Annotated in this window: 16 protein-coding genes and 1 riboswitch; of the genes, 11 read left to right on the top strand and 5 right to left on the bottom strand. The window is 64.7% G+C overall.

Annotation, left to right across the window (positions count from 1 at the left end):
• Positions 1–7: 7 nt before the first annotated feature.
• Complete coding sequence (gene ubiG, locus CHB97_RS14280) at positions 8–757, bottom strand: bifunctional 2-polyprenyl-6-hydroxyphenol methylase/3-demethylubiquinol 3-O-methyltransferase UbiG (RefSeq protein WP_089288648.1); 750 nt, start codon at positions 755–757, stop codon at positions 8–10.
• Positions 758–827: 70 nt separating this feature from the next.
• A complete protein-coding gene (locus CHB97_RS14275) occupies positions 828–1,091 on the bottom strand; it encodes a hypothetical protein (protein ID WP_089288647.1) in 264 nt (87 codons plus the stop codon).
• Positions 1,092–1,284: 193 nt separating this feature from the next.
• On the opposite strand from CHB97_RS14275, the gene CHB97_RS14270 reads away from it, so the two are divergent.
• The 11 genes from CHB97_RS14270 (at position 1,285) to CHB97_RS14220 (ending at position 14,477) form a co-directional block, all read left to right on the top strand.
• Entirely contained in the window at positions 1,285–2,520 is a 1,236-nt protein-coding gene (locus tag CHB97_RS14270) for an aspartate kinase (protein ID WP_089288646.1), read from the top strand.
• Positions 2,521–2,674: 154 nt separating this feature from the next.
• A complete protein-coding gene (locus tag CHB97_RS14265) occupies positions 2,675–3,694 on the top strand; it encodes a nitronate monooxygenase family protein (protein ID WP_089288645.1) in 1,020 nt (339 codons plus the stop codon).
• Between the two features lie 135 nt (positions 3,695–3,829).
• Positions 3,830–6,124: a phosphoenolpyruvate--protein phosphotransferase gene (ptsP, locus tag CHB97_RS14260; protein ID WP_244559542.1), complete on the top strand. Its 2,295-nt coding sequence runs from the start codon at positions 3,830–3,832 to the stop codon at positions 6,122–6,124.
• Positions 6,125–6,957: 833 nt separating this feature from the next.
• Entirely contained in the window at positions 6,958–7,410 is a 453-nt protein-coding gene (locus tag CHB97_RS14255) for a helix-turn-helix domain-containing protein (RefSeq protein ID WP_089288644.1), read from the top strand.
• Positions 7,411–7,561: 151 nt separating this feature from the next.
• The gene (gene metK / locus CHB97_RS14250; protein WP_089288643.1) at positions 7,562–8,731 is read left to right on the top strand and encodes a methionine adenosyltransferase; all 1,170 of its coding nucleotides are present in this window, start codon (positions 7,562–7,564) and stop codon (positions 8,729–8,731) included.
• 98 nt (positions 8,732–8,829) lie between these two features.
• Entirely contained in the window at positions 8,830–9,543 is a 714-nt protein-coding gene (locus CHB97_RS14245; RefSeq protein ID WP_089288642.1) for a tRNA (guanosine(46)-N(7))-methyltransferase TrmB, read from the top strand.
• A gap of 191 nt (positions 9,544–9,734) precedes the next feature.
• Entirely contained in the window at positions 9,735–11,423 is a 1,689-nt protein-coding gene (locus tag CHB97_RS14240) for a methyl-accepting chemotaxis protein (RefSeq protein WP_089288641.1), read from the top strand.
• 164 nt (positions 11,424–11,587) lie between these two features.
• Positions 11,588–11,696: riboswitch (TPP riboswitch) on the top strand.
• Positions 11,692–12,843, top strand: coding sequence for a glycine oxidase ThiO (gene thiO / locus CHB97_RS14235; RefSeq protein WP_089288640.1), 1,152 nt, complete (start codon positions 11,692–11,694; stop codon positions 12,841–12,843). (Overlaps the previous riboswitch by 5 nt.)
• Before the next feature lie 14 nt (positions 12,844–12,857).
• Positions 12,858–13,058, top strand: coding sequence for a sulfur carrier protein ThiS (gene thiS, locus CHB97_RS14230; RefSeq protein WP_089288639.1), 201 nt, complete (start codon positions 12,858–12,860; stop codon positions 13,056–13,058).
• 1 nt (position 13,059) lies between these two features.
• Complete coding sequence (locus CHB97_RS14225; protein WP_089288638.1) at positions 13,060–13,851, top strand: thiazole synthase; 792 nt, start codon at positions 13,060–13,062, stop codon at positions 13,849–13,851.
• Positions 13,848–14,477 (top strand): thiamine phosphate synthase, encoded by a 630-nt coding sequence (locus tag CHB97_RS14220; RefSeq protein WP_200819949.1) that lies wholly within the window; start codon positions 13,848–13,850, stop codon positions 14,475–14,477. The genes CHB97_RS14225 and CHB97_RS14220 overlap by 4 nt, the downstream gene beginning before the upstream one ends.
• Here CHB97_RS14220 and CHB97_RS14215 read toward each other — a convergent pair.
• The 3 genes from CHB97_RS14215 to dapD form a co-directional block, all read right to left on the bottom strand.
• Entirely contained in the window at positions 14,458–15,033 is a 576-nt protein-coding gene (locus tag CHB97_RS14215) for a hypothetical protein (protein WP_089288637.1), read from the bottom strand. The genes CHB97_RS14220 and CHB97_RS14215 overlap by 20 nt on opposite strands.
• Positions 15,033–16,187: a succinyl-diaminopimelate desuccinylase gene (dapE, locus tag CHB97_RS14210; protein WP_089288636.1), complete on the bottom strand. Its 1,155-nt coding sequence runs from the start codon at positions 16,185–16,187 to the stop codon at positions 15,033–15,035. Before dapE ends, CHB97_RS14215 begins: the two co-directional genes overlap by 1 nt.
• A 146-nt stretch (positions 16,188–16,333) precedes the next feature.
• Positions 16,334–17,176, bottom strand: coding sequence for a 2,3,4,5-tetrahydropyridine-2,6-dicarboxylate N-succinyltransferase (dapD, locus tag CHB97_RS14205; RefSeq protein ID WP_089288635.1), 843 nt, complete (start codon positions 17,174–17,176; stop codon positions 16,334–16,336).
• Positions 17,177–17,273 lie beyond the last annotated feature (97 nt).

The following is a 17,273-nucleotide window of genomic DNA, read 5'->3' as shown; positions in this document are numbered from 1 at the left end:
TGCCTGCCTATTCCCGCACACCCCAGAGCAGGTAATTCACCCCCAGATCCTTGGGCGAGAGGCTGAATTTATCGCTGATCGGGTTATAGGCGACACCGCTGATATCGCGGACGGCCACGCCGGCGCGGCGCAGCCCGCCCACCAGTTCCGATGGACGCAGGAACTTCTTCCAATCATGCGTGCCACGCGGCAGCCAGCCCAGCACATATTCCGCCGCGACCACGCCCAGCAGCCAGCCCTTGGCCGTGCGGTTCAGCGTGGCCATGAAGACCAGACCGCCGGGCTTGGCCAGCTTGCCCACCGCCTCCAGAAACAGGTCGACATCGGCCACATGCTCCACAATCTCCATGGCCAGCACCACGTCGAACTGCTCACCGGCGTCGACCAGGGCTTCGGCCGTGGTGGCGCGGTAATCCACCGTAACGCCGGTCTCAGCGGCGTGGGCGGCAGCCGTCTTCACATTCTTTTCCGCCGCATCCACGCCGGTGACGCTGGCCCCCAGCCGGGCCAGCGGTTCGGACAGCAGCCCGCCGCCGCAGCCGACATCGACGATGCGGATGCCGTCCAGCGGGCGCGGGGCCTTGGGGTCACGGCCATGCGCGGCACAGATGGCATCGCGGATATAGGCCAGCCGGACGGGGTTGAACTTGTGCAGCGGCCTGAACTTGCCGGCCGGATCCCACCATTCGGCGGCGATACGGCTGAACCGCTCGATCTCCCCTTGATCGATGGTGGTGCGGGCAGTGGCGGCGTTCATGGGCTGGCTCCCTGGCAAGGGCGGGGGTGATGGGGGATGACTTAGCGCACGCCCGCATCCCCTTCAATCGTCAATCCCCCGGCTTGGTGCGGCGCTGGGCCTTGGCATAGAGCAGGGACCAGATGAAGATGGTGATCAGGTTGATGGTGCCCTGCAGGACCGGTCGGTCGGCAATATCGGGGATCAGGGCGCGGCTGCCCAGCATCACGCCGATGGCAACGCCGGCAAACAGCAGCAGTTCCAGAATGATCACCGGCACGCGGGTGCCGGGGCTGAATTGCTTGCCCGTGGCCCATTCGGTCAGGGTGACAAGGGATTTCTTCGGTGCGGTCACAACAAGGGTCCGTTGGCTCGATGGCAAGGGGTGGCGCCATGCCTGCCTTGCCTTTGTTGCGGTAACTGGTCGCTTGCGCGCAATTTTCTGCCAGAGTATGGATAGCCGCCCCTAGCGGCTTGCCTGTCGGATATAGCCGATGGCGACCGTCATGGGCGACCCTATTCGACCCTATCCCCTATGGAATGGCGTTATGGCGCGGCTTGTCCTGAAATTCGGTGGCACTTCGGTTGGCGATATCGAACGCATCAAGAATGTCGCCAAGAAGGTCAAACAGGAGGTCGATGCCGGCCACGAGGTGGCGGTGGTCGTCTCCGCCATGTCCGGCGTGACCAATCAACTGGTGGATTATTGCCGCCAGATCGCCAAGGTGCATGATCAGGCGGAATATGATGCCGTGGTCGCCTCGGGCGAGCAGGTGACATCGGGCCTGCTGGCGATTGCCCTGCAGGAAATCGGCATCCCCGCCCGCTCGTGGCAGGGCTGGCAGATCCCGCTGATCGCCGATGAGGTGCATGGCAAGGCCCGCATCGAACGCATCGATACCACCCCGCTGTCGGCAGCCATGTCCAACGGCGTGGTCGGCGTCGTCGCCGGTTTCCAGGGCGTGACGGAAGCGGGGCGCATTGCCACGCTGGGCCGTGGCGGTTCCGACACCTCCGCCGTGGCGCTGGCCGCTGCCTTGAAGGCGGATCGCTGCGACATTTATACCGACGTGGATGGCGTCTATACGACCGATCCGCGCATCGTGAAGACGGCGCGCAAGCTGCACCGCGTCACGTATGAAGAAATGCTGGAAATGGCGTCGCTGGGCGCCAAGGTTCTGCAGACCCGCTCGGTCGAAATGGCCATGAAGCACCATGTTCGGGTGCAGGTATTGTCAACCTTTGAACAGGCGCCGGGCTCCGATCTTCCCGGCACCCTGGTCGTGGACGAGGATGAAATCGTGGAACAGGAACTGGTCAGCGGCATCGCCTATAGCCGGGACGAAGCAAAGATCACCCTGGTGGGCGTGGAAGACCAACCCGGCGTCGCCGCCGCGATCTTCGGCCCGCTGACGGACGCCGCCATCAATGTCGACATGATCGTGCAGAACGTGTCGGAAGATGGCCGCACCACCGACATGACCTTCACCGTGGGCAAGGCCGATCTGGACCGTGCCGTGCAGGTGCTGGAAAAGTCCAAGGACCAGTTGAAGTATCGCCGCCTGAATTCCGACGCCAATGTGGTGAAGGTGTCGGTGATCGGTGTCGGGATGCGCTCCCATGCCGGCGTCGCCCAGCGCATGTTCAAGGCCTTGGCCGATCGCGGCATCAATATCCAGGTCATCAGCACCAGCGAGATCAAGGTCTCTGTGCTGATCGCCGAGGAATATACCGAACTGGCGCTGCGCTCCCTGCACACCGCCTATGGGCTGGACAAGGCCTAAGTTTGGGGCTGCTGTTGCGGCCGCTATGTGCGGAAGCCACGGCAGCTTTACCTTTGGACGATGGCAATAGTCGCCATCGCTTGCTAGTTACCGCCGCCAATTCCCGCTAAAGATCGGGAGTTGGCGGTATTGTTTTGTGGAAGGACCAAGGGCTATGGGCGTCACGGCGGCACGGGAACGGCTGGACCAACTCTGGTCGCGGGGCCGCGACTATCTGGGCACGGACTTGGCCATCATGGGCGGGGCCATGACCTGGGTGTCGGACCGTAATCTGGTGGCGGCCATTTCCAATGCCGGCGGGTTCGGCGTCATCGCATCGGGTTCCATGCCGCCCGATCTGCTGCGGGCGGAAATCCAGGCTACCCAGGCGCTGACCACCAAGCCCTTCGGCGTCAACCTGATCACCCTGCATCCGCAGCTGGACCAGCTGGTCCAGGTCTGCCTGGAAGAGAAGGTGGGCCATATTGTGCTGGCCGGCGGCCTGCCGCCCGCCACCGCCATCAAGGCGGCGCGCGATGGCGGGGCACGGGTGATGTGCTTTGCCCCCGCCCTGGTGATCGCCAAAAAGCTGATCCGCAGCGGCGCCGATGCCATCGTCATCGAAGGGTCAGAGGCTGGCGGCCATATCGGGCCTGTCTCCACCTCCGTGCTGGCGCAGGAAATTCTGCCGGAAATCGGTGATGTGCCGGTCTTCGTGGCCGGTGGCATCGGCCGGGGTGATGCCATCGTCTCCTATCTGGAGATGGGGGCCGCCGGGGTGCAGCTGGGCACCCGTTTCGTCTGCGCCAGCGAATGCCGGGCGCATCCCAAATTCAAGCAGGCCTTCATCCGCGGCAGCGCGCGCGACGCCTTGGCCTCGGTGGCGCTGGATGCCCGCTTCCCCGTGATCCCTGTGCGCGCGCTGCAAAATGAAGGCACCAAGCGCTTCATGGAAAAGCAGCGGGAAGTGATCGCCCGCTTTGACGCCGGGGAGCTGGACCAGAAGGAAGCCCAGTTGGAGATCGAACATTACTGGGCCGGCGCCCTGCGCCGCGCGGTGATTGAGGGCGATGTGGAAAACGGCTCCCTGATGGCGGGCCAGTCCGTCGGCATGGTGACGAAGGAACAGCCGGTGGCGGAGATTCTGGCCGAACTGGTGGAACAGGCCGAGGCGGCGCTGACGCGGCGCGGGTGACGTTGCGGAAACGGTCGCCGGATCGAAGGTGTTTCGCCTTAAGAAGCCTGACGAATCCGTTCCAACCTGCTATCCATCGATCAGGCGGCGGTGACGCCGCCGCCCCGCAGGGTGGGTCTGAGGAACATGGTTGAGATGATGATATCGTCGGGTGCCCAGGTGCTGGGCCACAACCCCGGTGCCGGTGCCCGCCGGCTGCTGGCCCGGTTGCGCGATATCATGGCCGGCAGCGGCTCCGCCCAGGACCGGCTGGACAAGATCGTCAAGACCATCGCCCATGAAATGGCCGCCGATGTCTGCTCCTGCTACATTATGCGCGCCGGTGAGGTGCTGGAACTGTTCGCCACCATCGGTCTGAACCCCGATGCCGTGCACCAGACCCGGATGCGGGTGGGTGAGGGCCTGATCGGCGATGTCGCCGCCCATGCCCGCCCCGTGGCGCTGGCCAATGCGCGCAGCCATCCCAATTTCGCCTATCGCCCGGAAACGGGGGAAGACCCGTTTAACGGCTTCCTGGCCGTACCCATCCTGCGCGGCGGCCGGGTGCGCGGCGTGCTGGCCATCCAGCACAAGGACCGGCGCGATTACGATGAACAGGATGTGGAGACGCTGCAGACCATCGCCATGATCGTGGCGGAACTGGTGGCCGGTGGCGAGCTGGTGGACAGCCGGGAACTGTCGCTGGCCAATGATCTGGTGCTGCTGCCATCGCGCCTGGAAGGGATCAGCCTGAACCGGGGCGTGGCCATGGGGCTGGCCGTGCTGCACCGCCCGCAGTTGACCATCCGCCAGATGGTGGCCGATGATCCGGAGGCCGAGCTGGTGCGGCTGAAGGGGGCGGTGGAAAACATGCATTCCGCCATCGACCAGATGCTGATCGCCGTGGGCGAGTCGGACAGCGAACATGCCGAGATCATGCAGACCTACCGCATGGTGGCGGCCGATCGCGGCTGGCTGAACCGCATCCGGGAGGCGATCCGGTCGGGCCTGACGGCGGAAGCAGCGGTACAGCGGGTGCAGAATGACAATTCCGCCCGCATGGCCCAGGTGGCCGACCCCTATATCCGCGACCGGCTGCTGGATCTGAACGACATCACCAACCGGCTGTTACAGCATCTGGCCGGCAAGCCGGTGGATGCCGTTGGCGGCACCCTGCCGGATGAGTTCATCCTGGTGGCCCGCAATCTGGGCCCGGCGGAATTGCTGGATTATGACCGCACCCGTCTGCGCGGGCTGGTGATGGAGGAAGGCTCCGCCTATTCCCATGTCGCCATCGTCGCCCGCGCCCTGGATATCCCGGTGGTGGGACAGGCGGCCGATGTGCTGCGCCGGGTGGAGCCGCTGGATTTCCTGATCGTCGATGGCGACCATGGGCAGGTCTTTGTCCGCCCGGCTGATGATATTCAGGAAGCCTTCCTGACCAGCCTGGCCGTGCGCAAGCAGCGCGCTGCCGAATCCGTCCGCCTGCGCGATGTGCCCTCCGTCACCAAGGATGGGGTGCCAGTGCAGCTGATGCTGAATTGCGGGCTGCTGATCGATCTGCCGCATCTGGAAGCGACGGGCGCTGAAGGGGTGGGGCTTTACCGCACCGAAATCCCCTTCATGGTGCGCCCGTCATATCCTGATGTGATTACCCAGCAGGAAACCTACAGCCGGGTGATGGATGAGGCGAAGGGCAAGCCGGTCGTCTTCCGCACCCTGGATGTCGGCGGCGACAAGACGCTGCCCTATTTCCCGGAACTGGGGGAGGAGAACCCGGCCTTGGGCTGGCGGGCCATCCGCATCGGGCTGGACCGGCCGTCCATGCTGCGCAAGCAGTTGCGCGCCATGCTGCGTGCGGCGGCGGGCCGGGAATTGCGGGTGATGTTCCCCATGGTGGCGCAGGTGGCCGAATTCGTGCAGGCCCGCCACATGCTGGATATGGAAATCCGCCGCCTGACGGAAAATGGCGAACCGGCCCCCAGCCTGCTGAAAGTGGGCGTGATGATGGAGGTGCCGGCCCTGCTGTTCCAGCTGGACGCGCTGCTGCCGCTGATCGATTTCATGTCCATCGGTTCCAACGACCTGTTGCAGTATCTCTATGCGTCGGACCGGGGCAACCCGATGATGAATAACCGCTATGACCTGCTGTCGCCGGCCCTGCTGCGGGTGCTGCGCATGTTGGTGGTGAAGTGCCACGCGGCCAATGTGTCGCTGTCGCTGTGCGGCGAAATGGCCAGCCGCCCGCTGGATGCCATGGCGCTGCTGGGCGTCGGCCTGCGCCGCCTGTCCATGTCGGCCCCAGCCTTCTTTGAGGTGAAGGCGATGGTGCGGTCGCTGCAGGTGGGGGCTTTGCAGGGCTATATGGAATCGCTCTACAATCTGCCCGACCGCTCCGTCCGCGCGCGGCTGCGGGCCTATGCGCGGGACCATGGGGTGCGGATCGGGTAGCCAGACAATATCAAGGCAGGCCACACCAGTGGACAGGCCGCGCAACGGTCCGGGCGGAGAAAATCCAATGCTTTGCGCCATCTCATCCCTCGCGCCGATCGGCAGCGGCGATGATATTAACTATTTGATAATATAAGCCAATAACCAGCAAGTCTCGACAACAGTGCAGCCGCGATCAATAATCGTAAATTACGGGCTCAGCAAAAAGTCACCAACGCTGAACCCACGGGGCATCAAGCAGAACATGTCCCCAGTAAGCTCACCCCTCAACAGCGCCCGGTTTTCGTCGGCACTCTCAGACAAATCGATTTGCCCCTGACCAGATGCGCTTAGAGCGGATCGCGGAAAAGCGGAATCGCTTTGGAGCGTGAATCCGCTCGCTGAACAAGGACTTAGCGCCGGGTGCGTTTCCGTTTAAACGCACCCGGCGCTAGTCCGAAGGGCGTTCCGGCAAGCGGGCTATCGCGCGCGGATAATGGGCGGCCGGGAAGCAGCCATACTGGCAGCCATGCATAATACGCTACCCCTGCCTTTTCCGCATACAGATGAAGTTATTAATCAGACATTAGCTGGCGACAATTCTCGGGCCTAGCCGCGTGCTATCCTTTGGCTATGTGACCAAAAGAACTATTGGCACAGCCACAGGGCGTGTTCATCTTCATAACACGTCGCTTCTGTAAAAATAGCACGCCCACTCATACAGCTTTAGGAAAGCCATCGCAAAAGGCGCAGAAGCCGGTGGCCCTACATCCCGAAGCATAGGGCAAAGAACTTGACGTCATGCAAACGTATGTCGCAGGATCAGCCCGTCCGCCAATCTGGAGGTTGTTCAAATGCAAACCGCAACCCGTGGCCGTCGTGGTGGCGGTCGTCCCAAGCTGGGTAAGCCGAATCCGATCGATGTGCATGTCGGTTCCCGCGTCCGACTGCGCCGCACCCTGCTGGGCATGAGCCAGGAGAAGCTGGGCGAGGCCATTGGCCTGACGTTCCAGCAGGTGCAGAAATACGAGCGGGGTGCCAACCGCATCGGGGCTTCCCGCCTGTTCGACCTGTCCCGCGTACTGGACGTGCCGGTCTCCTTCTTTTTCGACGACATGGCCGACCCGGAAAGCGGGGAAAACACCAGCGCTCCGTCTGCCATGCCGGAAGCCGGTGAGCCGGACCCGATGGCCAAGCGCGAGACGCTGGAACTGGTGCGTGCCTATTACCGCATCACCGATCCCGGTGTGCGCAAGCGCATCTTCGAACTGACCAAGGCTGTTGCTTCGGCAGCCGACGCGGCCTGAGCAGGCGGAAAGGGTGAAATGCCAGAAGACGGCTGTCACCCTCTCTTGACCATATCGGGAAAGCTTGCGACAAACACGCTGCACCTGGTTGTTCCGGGGGCGGCGTGTTTTGTTTTATACCCAGCGCTTTCACTGACCGAGGCGATCGCAAGTGGCAAAGACGAATTATATTTTCACCAGCGAGTCCGTCTCCGAGGGCCATCCCGACAAGGTATGCGACCGCATCTCTGATGCCGTGGTCGACCTGTATCTGGCCCAGGACCCCTATGCCCGCGTCGCCTGTGAGACCCTGGCGACCACCAACCGAATCGTGATTGCCGGTGAAGTGCGCGGCCCCGGTGAGCTGCTGAAGCAGGTTGAAGAGGTCGCCCGCGCCGCTGTCCGTGATATTGGCTATGAGCAGAAGGGCTTCCACTGGGCCACTGCCGATGTCTCCGTCCATCTGCACGCCCAGTCCGCCGACATCGCCGTTGGCGTCGATGCTGCCGGCAGCAAGGATGAAGGGGCGGGCGACCAGGGCATCATGTTCGGTTATGCCTGCACCGAGACCCCGGCCCTGATGCCGGCCCCGCTCTATTACAGCCACAAGCTGTTGAAGAGCTTGGCGGAAGTACGCCATTCCGGCGCCACCCCCTGGCTGGGTCCCGATGCGAAGAGCCAGTTCTCCCTGCAATACCGCGATGGCAAGCCGGTGGGCGCCACCTCTGTGGTGCTGTCCACCCAGCATTCGGAAACCGTGAGCCAGGAAGAGATCCGGGAAACGGCGCGCCGCCATGTGCTGGAGATCCTGCCGGAAGGCTGGATGTGCCCGGAAGAGGCGTTTTACGTCAACCCGACCGGCCGTTTCGTCATTGGTGGCCCCGATGGTGATGCCGGTCTGACCGGCCGCAAGATCATTGTGGACACCTATGGCGGGGCTGCCCCGCATGGTGGCGGCGCCTTCTCCGGCAAGGATCCGACCAAGGTTGACCGTTCCGCCGCCTATGCCGCGCGCTATCTGGCCAAGAACGTCGTTGCCGCCGGTCTGGCTGACAAGTGCACCATCCAGCTCAGCTACGCCATCGGCGTGTCGCACCCGCTGTCGGTCTATATCGACACGGCCGGCACCGGCCGCGTGGATGAGGATAAGCTGTCCGACGTGCTGCGCCAGCTGATGAACCTGAGCCCCCGTGGCATCCGCGAGCATCTGAAGCTGAACCGCGCCATCTATGCCCGCACCGCTGCTTACGGCCATTTCGGCCGGGAGCCGGAGGCTGATGGCGGCTTCAGCTGGGAGAAGACCGATCTGGTCGCCGATCTGAAATCTGCCTTCGGCGCCTGATCCAGGCCCTGCCAAAGTGCCAGCGACCGGCCCGCCCTCACCGGCGGGCCGTTTGCCATTTTTCGATACCCCGATCCAAAGCCGGTTGATTTAGCACCATGTCCACGCAGAACCCCGACGATATCCCCCACCGCAAGGTTCTTTATGGCCGTCGCCATGGCCGGCCCCTGCGCAAGGGCCGACTGGAGGTGCTGGACACTCTACTGCCGGCGATAAAGCTGGAAGCGCCCAAGGATGGCACCAGGCTGGATGTCTCCGGCCTGTTCGACCAGCCGATGCGCGACCTGTGGTTTGAGGTCGGGTTCGGCGGCGGTGAACATCTGGCCTGGCACGCGGAGCGCAACCCCGATATCGGCTTCATCGGCTGCGAGCCGTTCATCAACGGCGTCTCCTCCCTGCTGAAACATATTGAGCAGGGCGGGCAGCGGAATATCCGCGTGGTACCCGATGATGCCCGTCCCATCCTGGATGCCCTGCCCGACGCCTCGGTCGGCCGTGCCTTCGTACTGTTCCCCGATCCGTGGCCCAAGGCCCGCCATGCCTTCCGCCGCTTCATCGGCCCGGATAACCTGCCGCGCCTGTCCCGCGTGCTGAAGGATGGGGCGGAACTGCGCATGGCGTCGGACGACATGCAGCTGGCCCGCTGGATGCTGGAACATACCTGGCGCCATCCGGATTTCGAATGGATGGCCGAAGGCCCCACCGACTGGCGCACCCGGCCTGAAGATTGGCCCGCCACCCGGTATGAACAGAAAATGCTGACGGGCTGCCGCCCGGTCTTCCTGCGCTTCCGCCGCCGGTCCAGGCAATGACATCGGTTACCAAAGTGGTAAACCAATAATCCGATAACAAAATCAATCTATTCTGAAGAAGGTTGCAGCGAACACAATCATAACCCTCTGCATATCTGTTCAAAATTCGGAATCTTGGCATTCTGACAACATCAGGCACAGGCACAAATGTAGCACTGCGACCTATCCAAAAGTTGTCAGGAGAAAAAGCCATGTTGAATTTTCGCGATATGGGAATAGCGCTCAAGGTCAACTTGGCCGTGGCATTGCTGACCCTTGTTGCGGTGATCATGGTTGTGTTGGGCCTGCAGGCCCTGTCCGTTTACCAGAAAGAGGTGGAGCGGATGGGGGCGGCCAACCAGCGTGCCGTTCTGTCTGAACAGATCAATGGCCTGATCAATGCCGTGGTGATGGACAGCCGCGGCATCTACATGGCCCGCGATGCCGCCGAGCTGGAAAAATTCGCCAAGACGATGACCACCAGCCTGCAGACGCTGGATAAGCGTCTGACCGCCTATGAAGCGGTGATCGATCCGGCGGTGGAAAAGGATATGCGCGACGCCATTGCCAGGGGCCGAGAATTCATTCGCTTCCGCACCGACATGATGGAGGCCGGGCGCCAGAACGGGGCCGAAGCGGCCCGCACGCTGGGCGACAATGACGCCAACCGCGCCAACCGCAAGGCCTTCAACGATGTGATGATCAAGCTGTCGCAGCAGCAGGTGGCCTATGTCGAAACAGCCATCGATCGGCTGGATGCCTTTGCCGACACTGAACGCAACCTGATGCTGATCATCGCCGCCATTGGCATTCTCGCGTCGGTCAGTTTCGCCAGCTGGATGGTCTCGCGTCAGGTTACCAAGCCGCTGACCCACGTTGCCGCCACGGTGCAGACCCTGGCCGGTGGTGATTATGAAGCCACCGTGCCGGAAACCGGCCGTGGGGATGAAATCGGCCGCATCGCCAAGGCGCTGGACGTGTTCAAGGCCGGGCTGCTGGATGGCCGCCGGATGGCCGCCGAACAGCAGGCCGAACAGATCGCCAAGGAACAGCGCCGCCAGCAGCTGGAGCGCATGACCAGCGATTTCGCCGGCAAGCTGGGGCAGGTTTCCGCCGCCTTGGCCGCCTCTGCCCAGGATATGCGCGACAGTGCCCAGGGGCTGACCGCGGCCGCCACAGCCGCCGCCGGGCAGGCGTCGGAAGTGGCCCAGGCCTCCAATGAATCGGCCGGCAGTGTGCAGGGCGTGGCCGCCGCCACCGAACAGATCAACGCCTCCATCGCGGAAATCGCCCGGCAGGTGGTGGAGGTGAATAATGTCACCCGCGCCGCCGTGGAAGACGCCACCGAGACCACCCGGACGATGGACGGGCTGCAAGGTGCCGCCACAAGGATTGAGGAAGTGGTGACGCTGATCCAGGGCATCGCCGCCCAGACCAACCTGCTGGCCCTGAACGCGACGATTGAGGCGGCCCGCGCCGGGGAAGCCGGCAAGGGCTTCGCCGTGGTCGCCAGCGAAGTGAAGACGCTTGCCACCCAGACCGGCAAAGCCACAGAGGATATTGCCGCCCAGGTCGCCAGCATCCAGCGGGAAACCGGGGCCGCCGTCAGCGCCATCAACCGCATCGCCTACACGATCGACAAGATCGGGGAGATCACCACGGCCCTGGCCGCCGCCATCGAGGAACAGCAGGCCAGCACCAACGAGATCGCCCGCCGGGTGCAGGATGTGGCCAATGGCACCCAGGCCGTGTGCAACGCGGTGCAGGGCGTCAGTGAGGCCGCCGCCAATACCGGCGGGGCCGCCAGCACGGTGCATGGCACGGCATCCGACGTGACGCGCCAGTCCGAAGTTCTGAATGTGGAAGTGGACAAGTTTGTCAAAACCCTGATCGCGGCGTAATGCCGCCGGGGGCTGGGGCAGCAGAACCCCACTCCAGCCCCCGGAAACGCAGCCTTTCCAACCCCGCCCGGTCCACCGGGCGGGGTTTTCCATTTGCGCCAAGCATGGGTGACGGCCATGTCCGGGCCTTGCTTTCGGTCTGTGACAGGCCCATGACTCTTCTCATCGTCAATCTGGGGTGCCGTGGCCGGCGGATGCGTCGGCACGGCTGAGATCATACCCATCGAACCTGATCCGGGTCATGCCGGCGAAGGGAGGATGTTCAGCCATGTCCATCACCATGTCTTCATCGCAACCGCGCGTCGTCATCATCGGCGGCGGCATCATCGGGCTGGCCATTGGCTGGCGGCTGGCGCTCTCCGGCGCGTCGGTGGATATTTTCGAACGTGACCCCGCCGCCGGCCAACGGGCCAGCCGCGCCGCCGCCGGGATGCTGGCCGCCGCGGTGGAGGCGGAGCCGGGCGAACAGCCGCTGCTGCCGCTCTGCCTGGCCAGCCGGGAAATGTGGCCCGACTTCGCCGCCGAACTGGAAGCGGCCAGCGGCCTGCCCGTCGGCCTGCGCCGCGAAGGCACTATGGTGGTGGCGCTGACCCGCGATGATGTGGAAACGCTGCGCAGCAATTACGAATTCCAGCGCGGGCTGGGGCTGGATATCCACTGGCTGACCGGTGCCCAGGCCAAGGAACGGGAACCGTTCCTGAACCCGCGCACGGCCGCCGCCGTCTATTCCCCCCGCGATGGGCAGGTGGATAACCGTCTGGCCACAGCGGCGCTGCGCGTGGCCCTGGCCCGGGCCGGCGGACGCCTGCATGAAGGCACACCGGTGACAGGGCTGGAGATCAGCGCTGGCCGCGTTACCGGCGTGCAACTGGGCGACCGGGTGCAGGCGGCGGACAAGGTGGTGCTGGCGGCCGGGGCCTGGTCGCGCCTGCTGCCCGGCCTGCCCGCCCCGCCGCCGGTGCGCCCCGTAAAGGGCCAGATGCTGTCCATCGCCATGGACCCGGCCGCCCCGCTGTTGAACCATGTTGTCTGGGGCCCCAAATGCTATCTGGTGCCGCGCGCCGACGGCACGCTGATCGTCGGTGCCACGACGGAGGAAAAGGGCTTTGACGAGCAGATGACGGCCGGCGGCGTGCTGGCCCTGCTGGAAGCGGCTTGGCGCACCCTGCCGGGGATCGAGGAACTGCCGATCCGGGAAATGTGGAATGGCCTGCGCCCCGGTTGCCGCGACGATGCGCCCATCCTGGGTTGGGCCGAGGGGGTGGAGGGGCTGGCGCTGGCCACCGGCCATCACCGCAACGGCATTCTGCTGGCCCCCATCACCGCCCACACCATCGCCGATCTTGTATTGACCGGCCGGGTGGACGACAAGATCGCCGGTTTCGGCGCCGCGCGCTTTGCCCGCAGCGCCGCCGCCTGATCGGGGGAGAGATAATGATCAATGTGAATGGCAAGGATCGCCAGCCGGCAGATTATGCGCTGACGGCGATCATGGCGGCGGACGGGATCGACCCGCAGGCGCGCGGCATTGCCGTGGCGCTGAACGGCACGGTGCTGCCGCGCGCCCGCTGGGCCGACACGGTGCTGTCCCCCGGCGACAAGGTTGAAATCGTCAAGGTTCTGCAGGGCGGCTGACATGAATCATCATCCCCTTCTCTCCGCCGATCCATTGAAGATCGGCGGCAAGAGCTTCCATTCCCGCCTGTTCCTGGGCAGCGCCGGCTATCCCAACCAGCAGGTGTTCCTGGACAGTCTGGCCGCCTCGGGGGCGGAAATCCTCACCGTTTCCGTGCGCCGGGCCGATCTAACCGGCTATGGCGAAGGGTTGCTGGATCTGGTGGCCGGCAAGGTCTGGCTGCTGCCCAACACGGCCGGCTGCGCCACGGTGAAGGATGCCGTGCTGACCGCGCAATTGGCGCGCGAAGCCATGGATACCAACTGGATCAAGCTGGAACTGATCGGCGACCGCGAAACCCTGTACCCGGATGTGGAACAGTTGCTGCGCGCCGCCGATGAGCTGGTGCGCGACGGTTTCACCGTGCTGCCCTATTGCACCGACGATCCGGTGGTCTGCCAGCGGCTGGCCGATCTGGGCTGTGCGGCAGTGATGCCGCTGGGCGCCCCCATCGGTACCGGCCTGGGCATCCTGAACCCCTATAATATCGAACATATCTGCCGCACCAGTGCCGTACCGGTGGTGCTGGATGCCGGCATCGGCACGGCCAGCGACGCCGCCCTGGCCATGGAACTGGGCTGTGACGCCGTGCTGCTGAACACCGCCGTGTCGAAAAGCACCGATCCGGTGCGCATGGCCGCTGCCATGCGGGCGGGCGTGGAAGGCGGGCGGTTGGCCCGACTGGCCGGGCGCATCCCCAAGCGCCATCGGGCCGAAGCCTCCAGCCCCGAACTGGGGCTGATCGGCGGGTGAGCCAGCGCCATCCCCTGCCCTGCCCGCCTTTGCTGCTGATCACCGACCGCCACCAGACCGACGATCTGGTGGCGACGGTGCGGACGGCGGTGGCCAATGGCTGCCGCTGGGTGTCGCTGCGGGAAAAGGATTTGCCCGTGGGCGAGCAGCAGGCGCTGCTGGACCAGTTGCGCCCGCTGCTCTGTGCCGTGGGCGGCGTGCTGATGGTGCATGGTAATGTCGATCTCGCCCGGCAATGCCGGGGCCTGCATCTGCCGGCCGGTGGCGATGTGGTTGCCGCCCGCGCCACTCTGGGGCCGCAGGCCTTGATCGGGATTTCCTGCCACCATCCGGCGGAACTGCAAGCGGCGGCAGCGGCCGGGGCGGATTACGCCACGCTCAGCCCGATTTTCCCCAGCGCGTCGAAACCCGGCTATGGCCCCGCCCTGGGCCCGGCAGCCCTGGCCGACGCCCCCCTGCCGGTGCTGGCCCTGGGCGGTGTGGGGGCGGATAATCTGGCCGCCTGCCTGGAAGCCGGTGCTGCCGGGGCCGCCCTGATGGGCGGGCCGATGCGCCGGCCGGAACAGATGGCGGGGTTGGCCGCCCTCTGTCAGGCACGGACGACCGTCAACCCACCGCCTGGGTGACGGAATTAATCAGCAGATTGAGGGTGAGATCGCTCAGCAGCAGGGCGCTGGCCAGCAAACCGTTGCAGGCCAGCGACTGGCGCAGCACGAACCAGCCATAGACCAGCAGCCAGAGCATGGGCACAACCAGCGCACCATTCACCGCCTGCGCCCCCGCCTCCCCGCCGCCGGACAGGCCCAGGGACAGGGTGACGAACAGGGCATAGACCAGCATGGCCACCAACTGCGACCAGTTATAGGCGACCACCATCAGGCCAATGCGCGATCCATGCCCCATGGCCTGGGCCAGATGGCAGGCCAGCAGCAGGAATCCGGCAACATTGGCCGCCATCGTCACCGCCTCCAGCGCCAGATAAAGCGGCAGGCCCAGCTTGCCCAGCATCGGGTCGCCCAGCGCCACGGAGATCAGCAGGGAGAGCGGGAAGACCAGCAGATAGACCCTGAAGCTGCGCGCAATATCCGCATCGCTGTCGCTGAAACAAGCCATGCCGCCGGCATCCAGCCGCAACAGGCGCAGGGCGCCGGCCAGCCCCTGCCGGATTTCAGGCGACAGCATCAGGCGGCCTTGCCGGCGAAGAAATCAACCAGCACCCGGTCATAAATGGCGGTCAGCTGGATCAGGTCGGCCACGGCCACATGTTCATCCACCTTGTGCATGGTGGCGCCGACCAGCCCGAATTCCACCACCGGGCAATGATCCTTGATGAAGCGGGCGTCAGAGGTGCCGCCGCTGGTGGACAGTTCCGGTTGCTTGCCCGTCACCGCCGTCACGGCCCCGGCCACCGTGGCCACCAGGGGGCCGGGCGGGGTCAGGAAGGCGACACCGCTGGTCTGCATCTTCAGATCCCAGGCCCCGCCCACCTCTTCCAGCACATCGCGGATATGGGCTTCCAGGCTGTCGGGCGTGTGCAGATCATTGAAACGGATATTGAATTTTGCCGTTCCCTTGGCCGGGATGACATTGCTGGCCGGGTTGCCGACATCGATGGTGGTTAGCGCCAGGGTGCTGGGCTGGAAATGGGCCGTGCCCTCATCCAGCGGGCTGCCGGCCAGCAGGGTCAGCGCCTCCGTCAGGCGGGGCAGTGGGTTATCCGCCAGATGCGGATAGGCGACATGGCCCTGCGCGCCATAGGCCGTCAGCGTGGCAGTGACAGAGCCGCGCCGGCCGATCTTCATCATGTCGCCCAGCGCCTTCGGGTTGGTGGGTTCCCCCACCAGACAGGCATCGATCACTTCCCCCTGCTCGCGCATCCAGTCCAGCACCTTGCGCGTGCCATTGATGGACGGCCCTTCCTCATCCCCCGTGATCAGCAGGGAGATGGAGCCGTTGGGCGTACCATTGCGATCCAGGAACGATTTCGTTGCGGCAACGAAACAGGCGATGGCCCCCTTCATGTCAGAGGTGCCGCGCCCGAACAGCTTGCCGTCAATGATCTCCGCCCCGAACGGATCGACGGTCCAGCCGGCGCGGTCGCCGGTGGGCACCACATCGGTATGGCCAGCGAAGCAGAAATTGGGGCTGGCGCTGCCCAGGCGGGCATAGAGATTGTCCACCGGGTCGGTGCCCGGCTCCTCAAACCGCAGGCGGGTGCAGGTGAAGCCCATGTCGGTCAACACCCCCTCCAGCACGCCCAACGCCCCGGCATCGGCGGGGGTGACACTGGGGCAACGGATCAGGGCCTGGGTCAGGGCAACGGGATCGATGGACATAGGGGAAGCCTGGGGGTTGGGGGGCGGGGGGGCTAGGTCCGTCAAAAGTCTTAACCGTCACCCCGGCCTTCGCCGGGGTGACGGTTAAGACGTTGGGATGGCAATTAAGACAAGGACACTTAGGTGCCCTTGTCCCATCACACCCATCAATCACGCAGCAGATCGTTGATGCTGGTCTTGGAGCGGGTCTGCGCGTCCACGCGCTTGACGATCACCGCGCAGGACAGGCTGGGGCCCGGCGTGCCGTCCGGCAGCGGCTTGCCCGGCAGGCTGCCCGGCACCACCACGGAATAGGCCGGCACCCGGCCGACAAACACCTCACCGGTGCTGCGGTCGATGATCTTGGTGGTGGCGGAGATGAAGACGCCCATCGACAGGACAGCCCCCTGCTCCACAATCACGCCTTCCACCACTTCCGACCGCGCGCCGATGAAGCAATCATCCTCGATGATCACCGGGCCGGCCTGCAGCGGTTCCAGCACGCCGCCGATACCGACACCGCCGGACAGGTGCACATTCCGGCCGATCTGGGCGCAGGAACCGACGGTGGCCCAGGTATCCACCATGGTGCCCTTGTCGACAAAGGCACCGACATTGACGAAGCTGGGCATCAGCACCACGCCCGGCGCCACATAGGCGCTGCGGCGCACCACGCTGCCCGGTACGGCGCGGAAGCCGGCCTGACGCCACGCCGCCTCATCCCAGCCGACAAACTTGGACGGCACCTTGTCCCACCAGGTGGCCCCGCCGGGGCCGCCCTGGATGACGCTGTTGTCATTCAGGCGGAAGGACAGCAGCACCGCCTTTTTCAGCCACTGGTTCACCACCCAGGTGCCGTCGATCTTTTCCGCCACGCGGGCTTCGCCCTTGTCCAGCAAGGACAGGGCGGTTTCCACCGCGTCGCGCACGGCGCCCTGGGTGGAAAAGCCGAGGCCCTCGCGGTTGTCCCAGGCGGCATCGATGGTGCGGGAAAGATCAGCGTGGCTCATGTTCTCTCAAAGTCCCGTTTGTTAGTATCCGGCGGTCGATCGCGCATCTTCATTACATTGTCCACCGGATCGCCGGGGACAATGGGCGGGTGCCCCC

Origin of the sequence: Azospirillum sp. RU38E (assembly GCF_900188385.1) — a bacterium.
In the GTDB taxonomy this organism is placed as follows: Bacteria; Pseudomonadota; Alphaproteobacteria; order Azospirillales; family Azospirillaceae; genus Niveispirillum.
The sequence above is the reverse complement of the archived record's forward strand: the minus strand, read 5'-3'. Positions and strand labels throughout refer to the sequence as shown.

Bases quoted from the DNA above. Each gene is read 5' to 3' on its own strand.
- ubiG (WP_089288648.1), bottom strand. From the start codon at position 757: ATGAACGCCGCCACTGCCCGCACCACCATCGATCAAGGGGAGATCGAG.
- CHB97_RS14270 (WP_089288646.1), top strand. From the start codon at position 1,285: ATGGCGCGGCTTGTCCTGAAATTCGGTGGCACTTCGGTTGGCGATATC.
- CHB97_RS14265 (WP_089288645.1), top strand. From the start codon at position 2,675: ATGGGCGTCACGGCGGCACGGGAACGGCTGGACCAACTCTGGTCGCGG.
- ptsP (WP_244559542.1), top strand. From the start codon at position 3,830: ATGATGATATCGTCGGGTGCCCAGGTGCTGGGCCACAACCCCGGTGCC.
- CHB97_RS14255 (WP_089288644.1), top strand. From the start codon at position 6,958: ATGCAAACCGCAACCCGTGGCCGTCGTGGTGGCGGTCGTCCCAAGCTG.
- CHB97_RS14245 (WP_089288642.1), top strand. From the start codon at position 8,830: ATGTCCACGCAGAACCCCGACGATATCCCCCACCGCAAGGTTCTTTAT.
- CHB97_RS14240 (WP_089288641.1), top strand. From the start codon at position 9,735: ATGTTGAATTTTCGCGATATGGGAATAGCGCTCAAGGTCAACTTGGCC.
- thiO (WP_089288640.1), top strand. From the start codon at position 11,692: ATGTCCATCACCATGTCTTCATCGCAACCGCGCGTCGTCATCATCGGC.
- thiS (WP_089288639.1), top strand. From the start codon at position 12,858: ATGATCAATGTGAATGGCAAGGATCGCCAGCCGGCAGATTATGCGCTG.
- CHB97_RS14225 (WP_089288638.1), top strand. From the start codon at position 13,060: ATGAATCATCATCCCCTTCTCTCCGCCGATCCATTGAAGATCGGCGGC.
- CHB97_RS14215 (WP_089288637.1), bottom strand. From the start codon at position 15,033: ATGCTGTCGCCTGAAATCCGGCAGGGGCTGGCCGGCGCCCTGCGCCTG.
- dapE (WP_089288636.1), bottom strand. From the start codon at position 16,187: ATGTCCATCGATCCCGTTGCCCTGACCCAGGCCCTGATCCGTTGCCCC.
- dapD (WP_089288635.1), bottom strand. From the start codon at position 17,176: ATGAGCCACGCTGATCTTTCCCGCACCATCGATGCCGCCTGGGACAAC.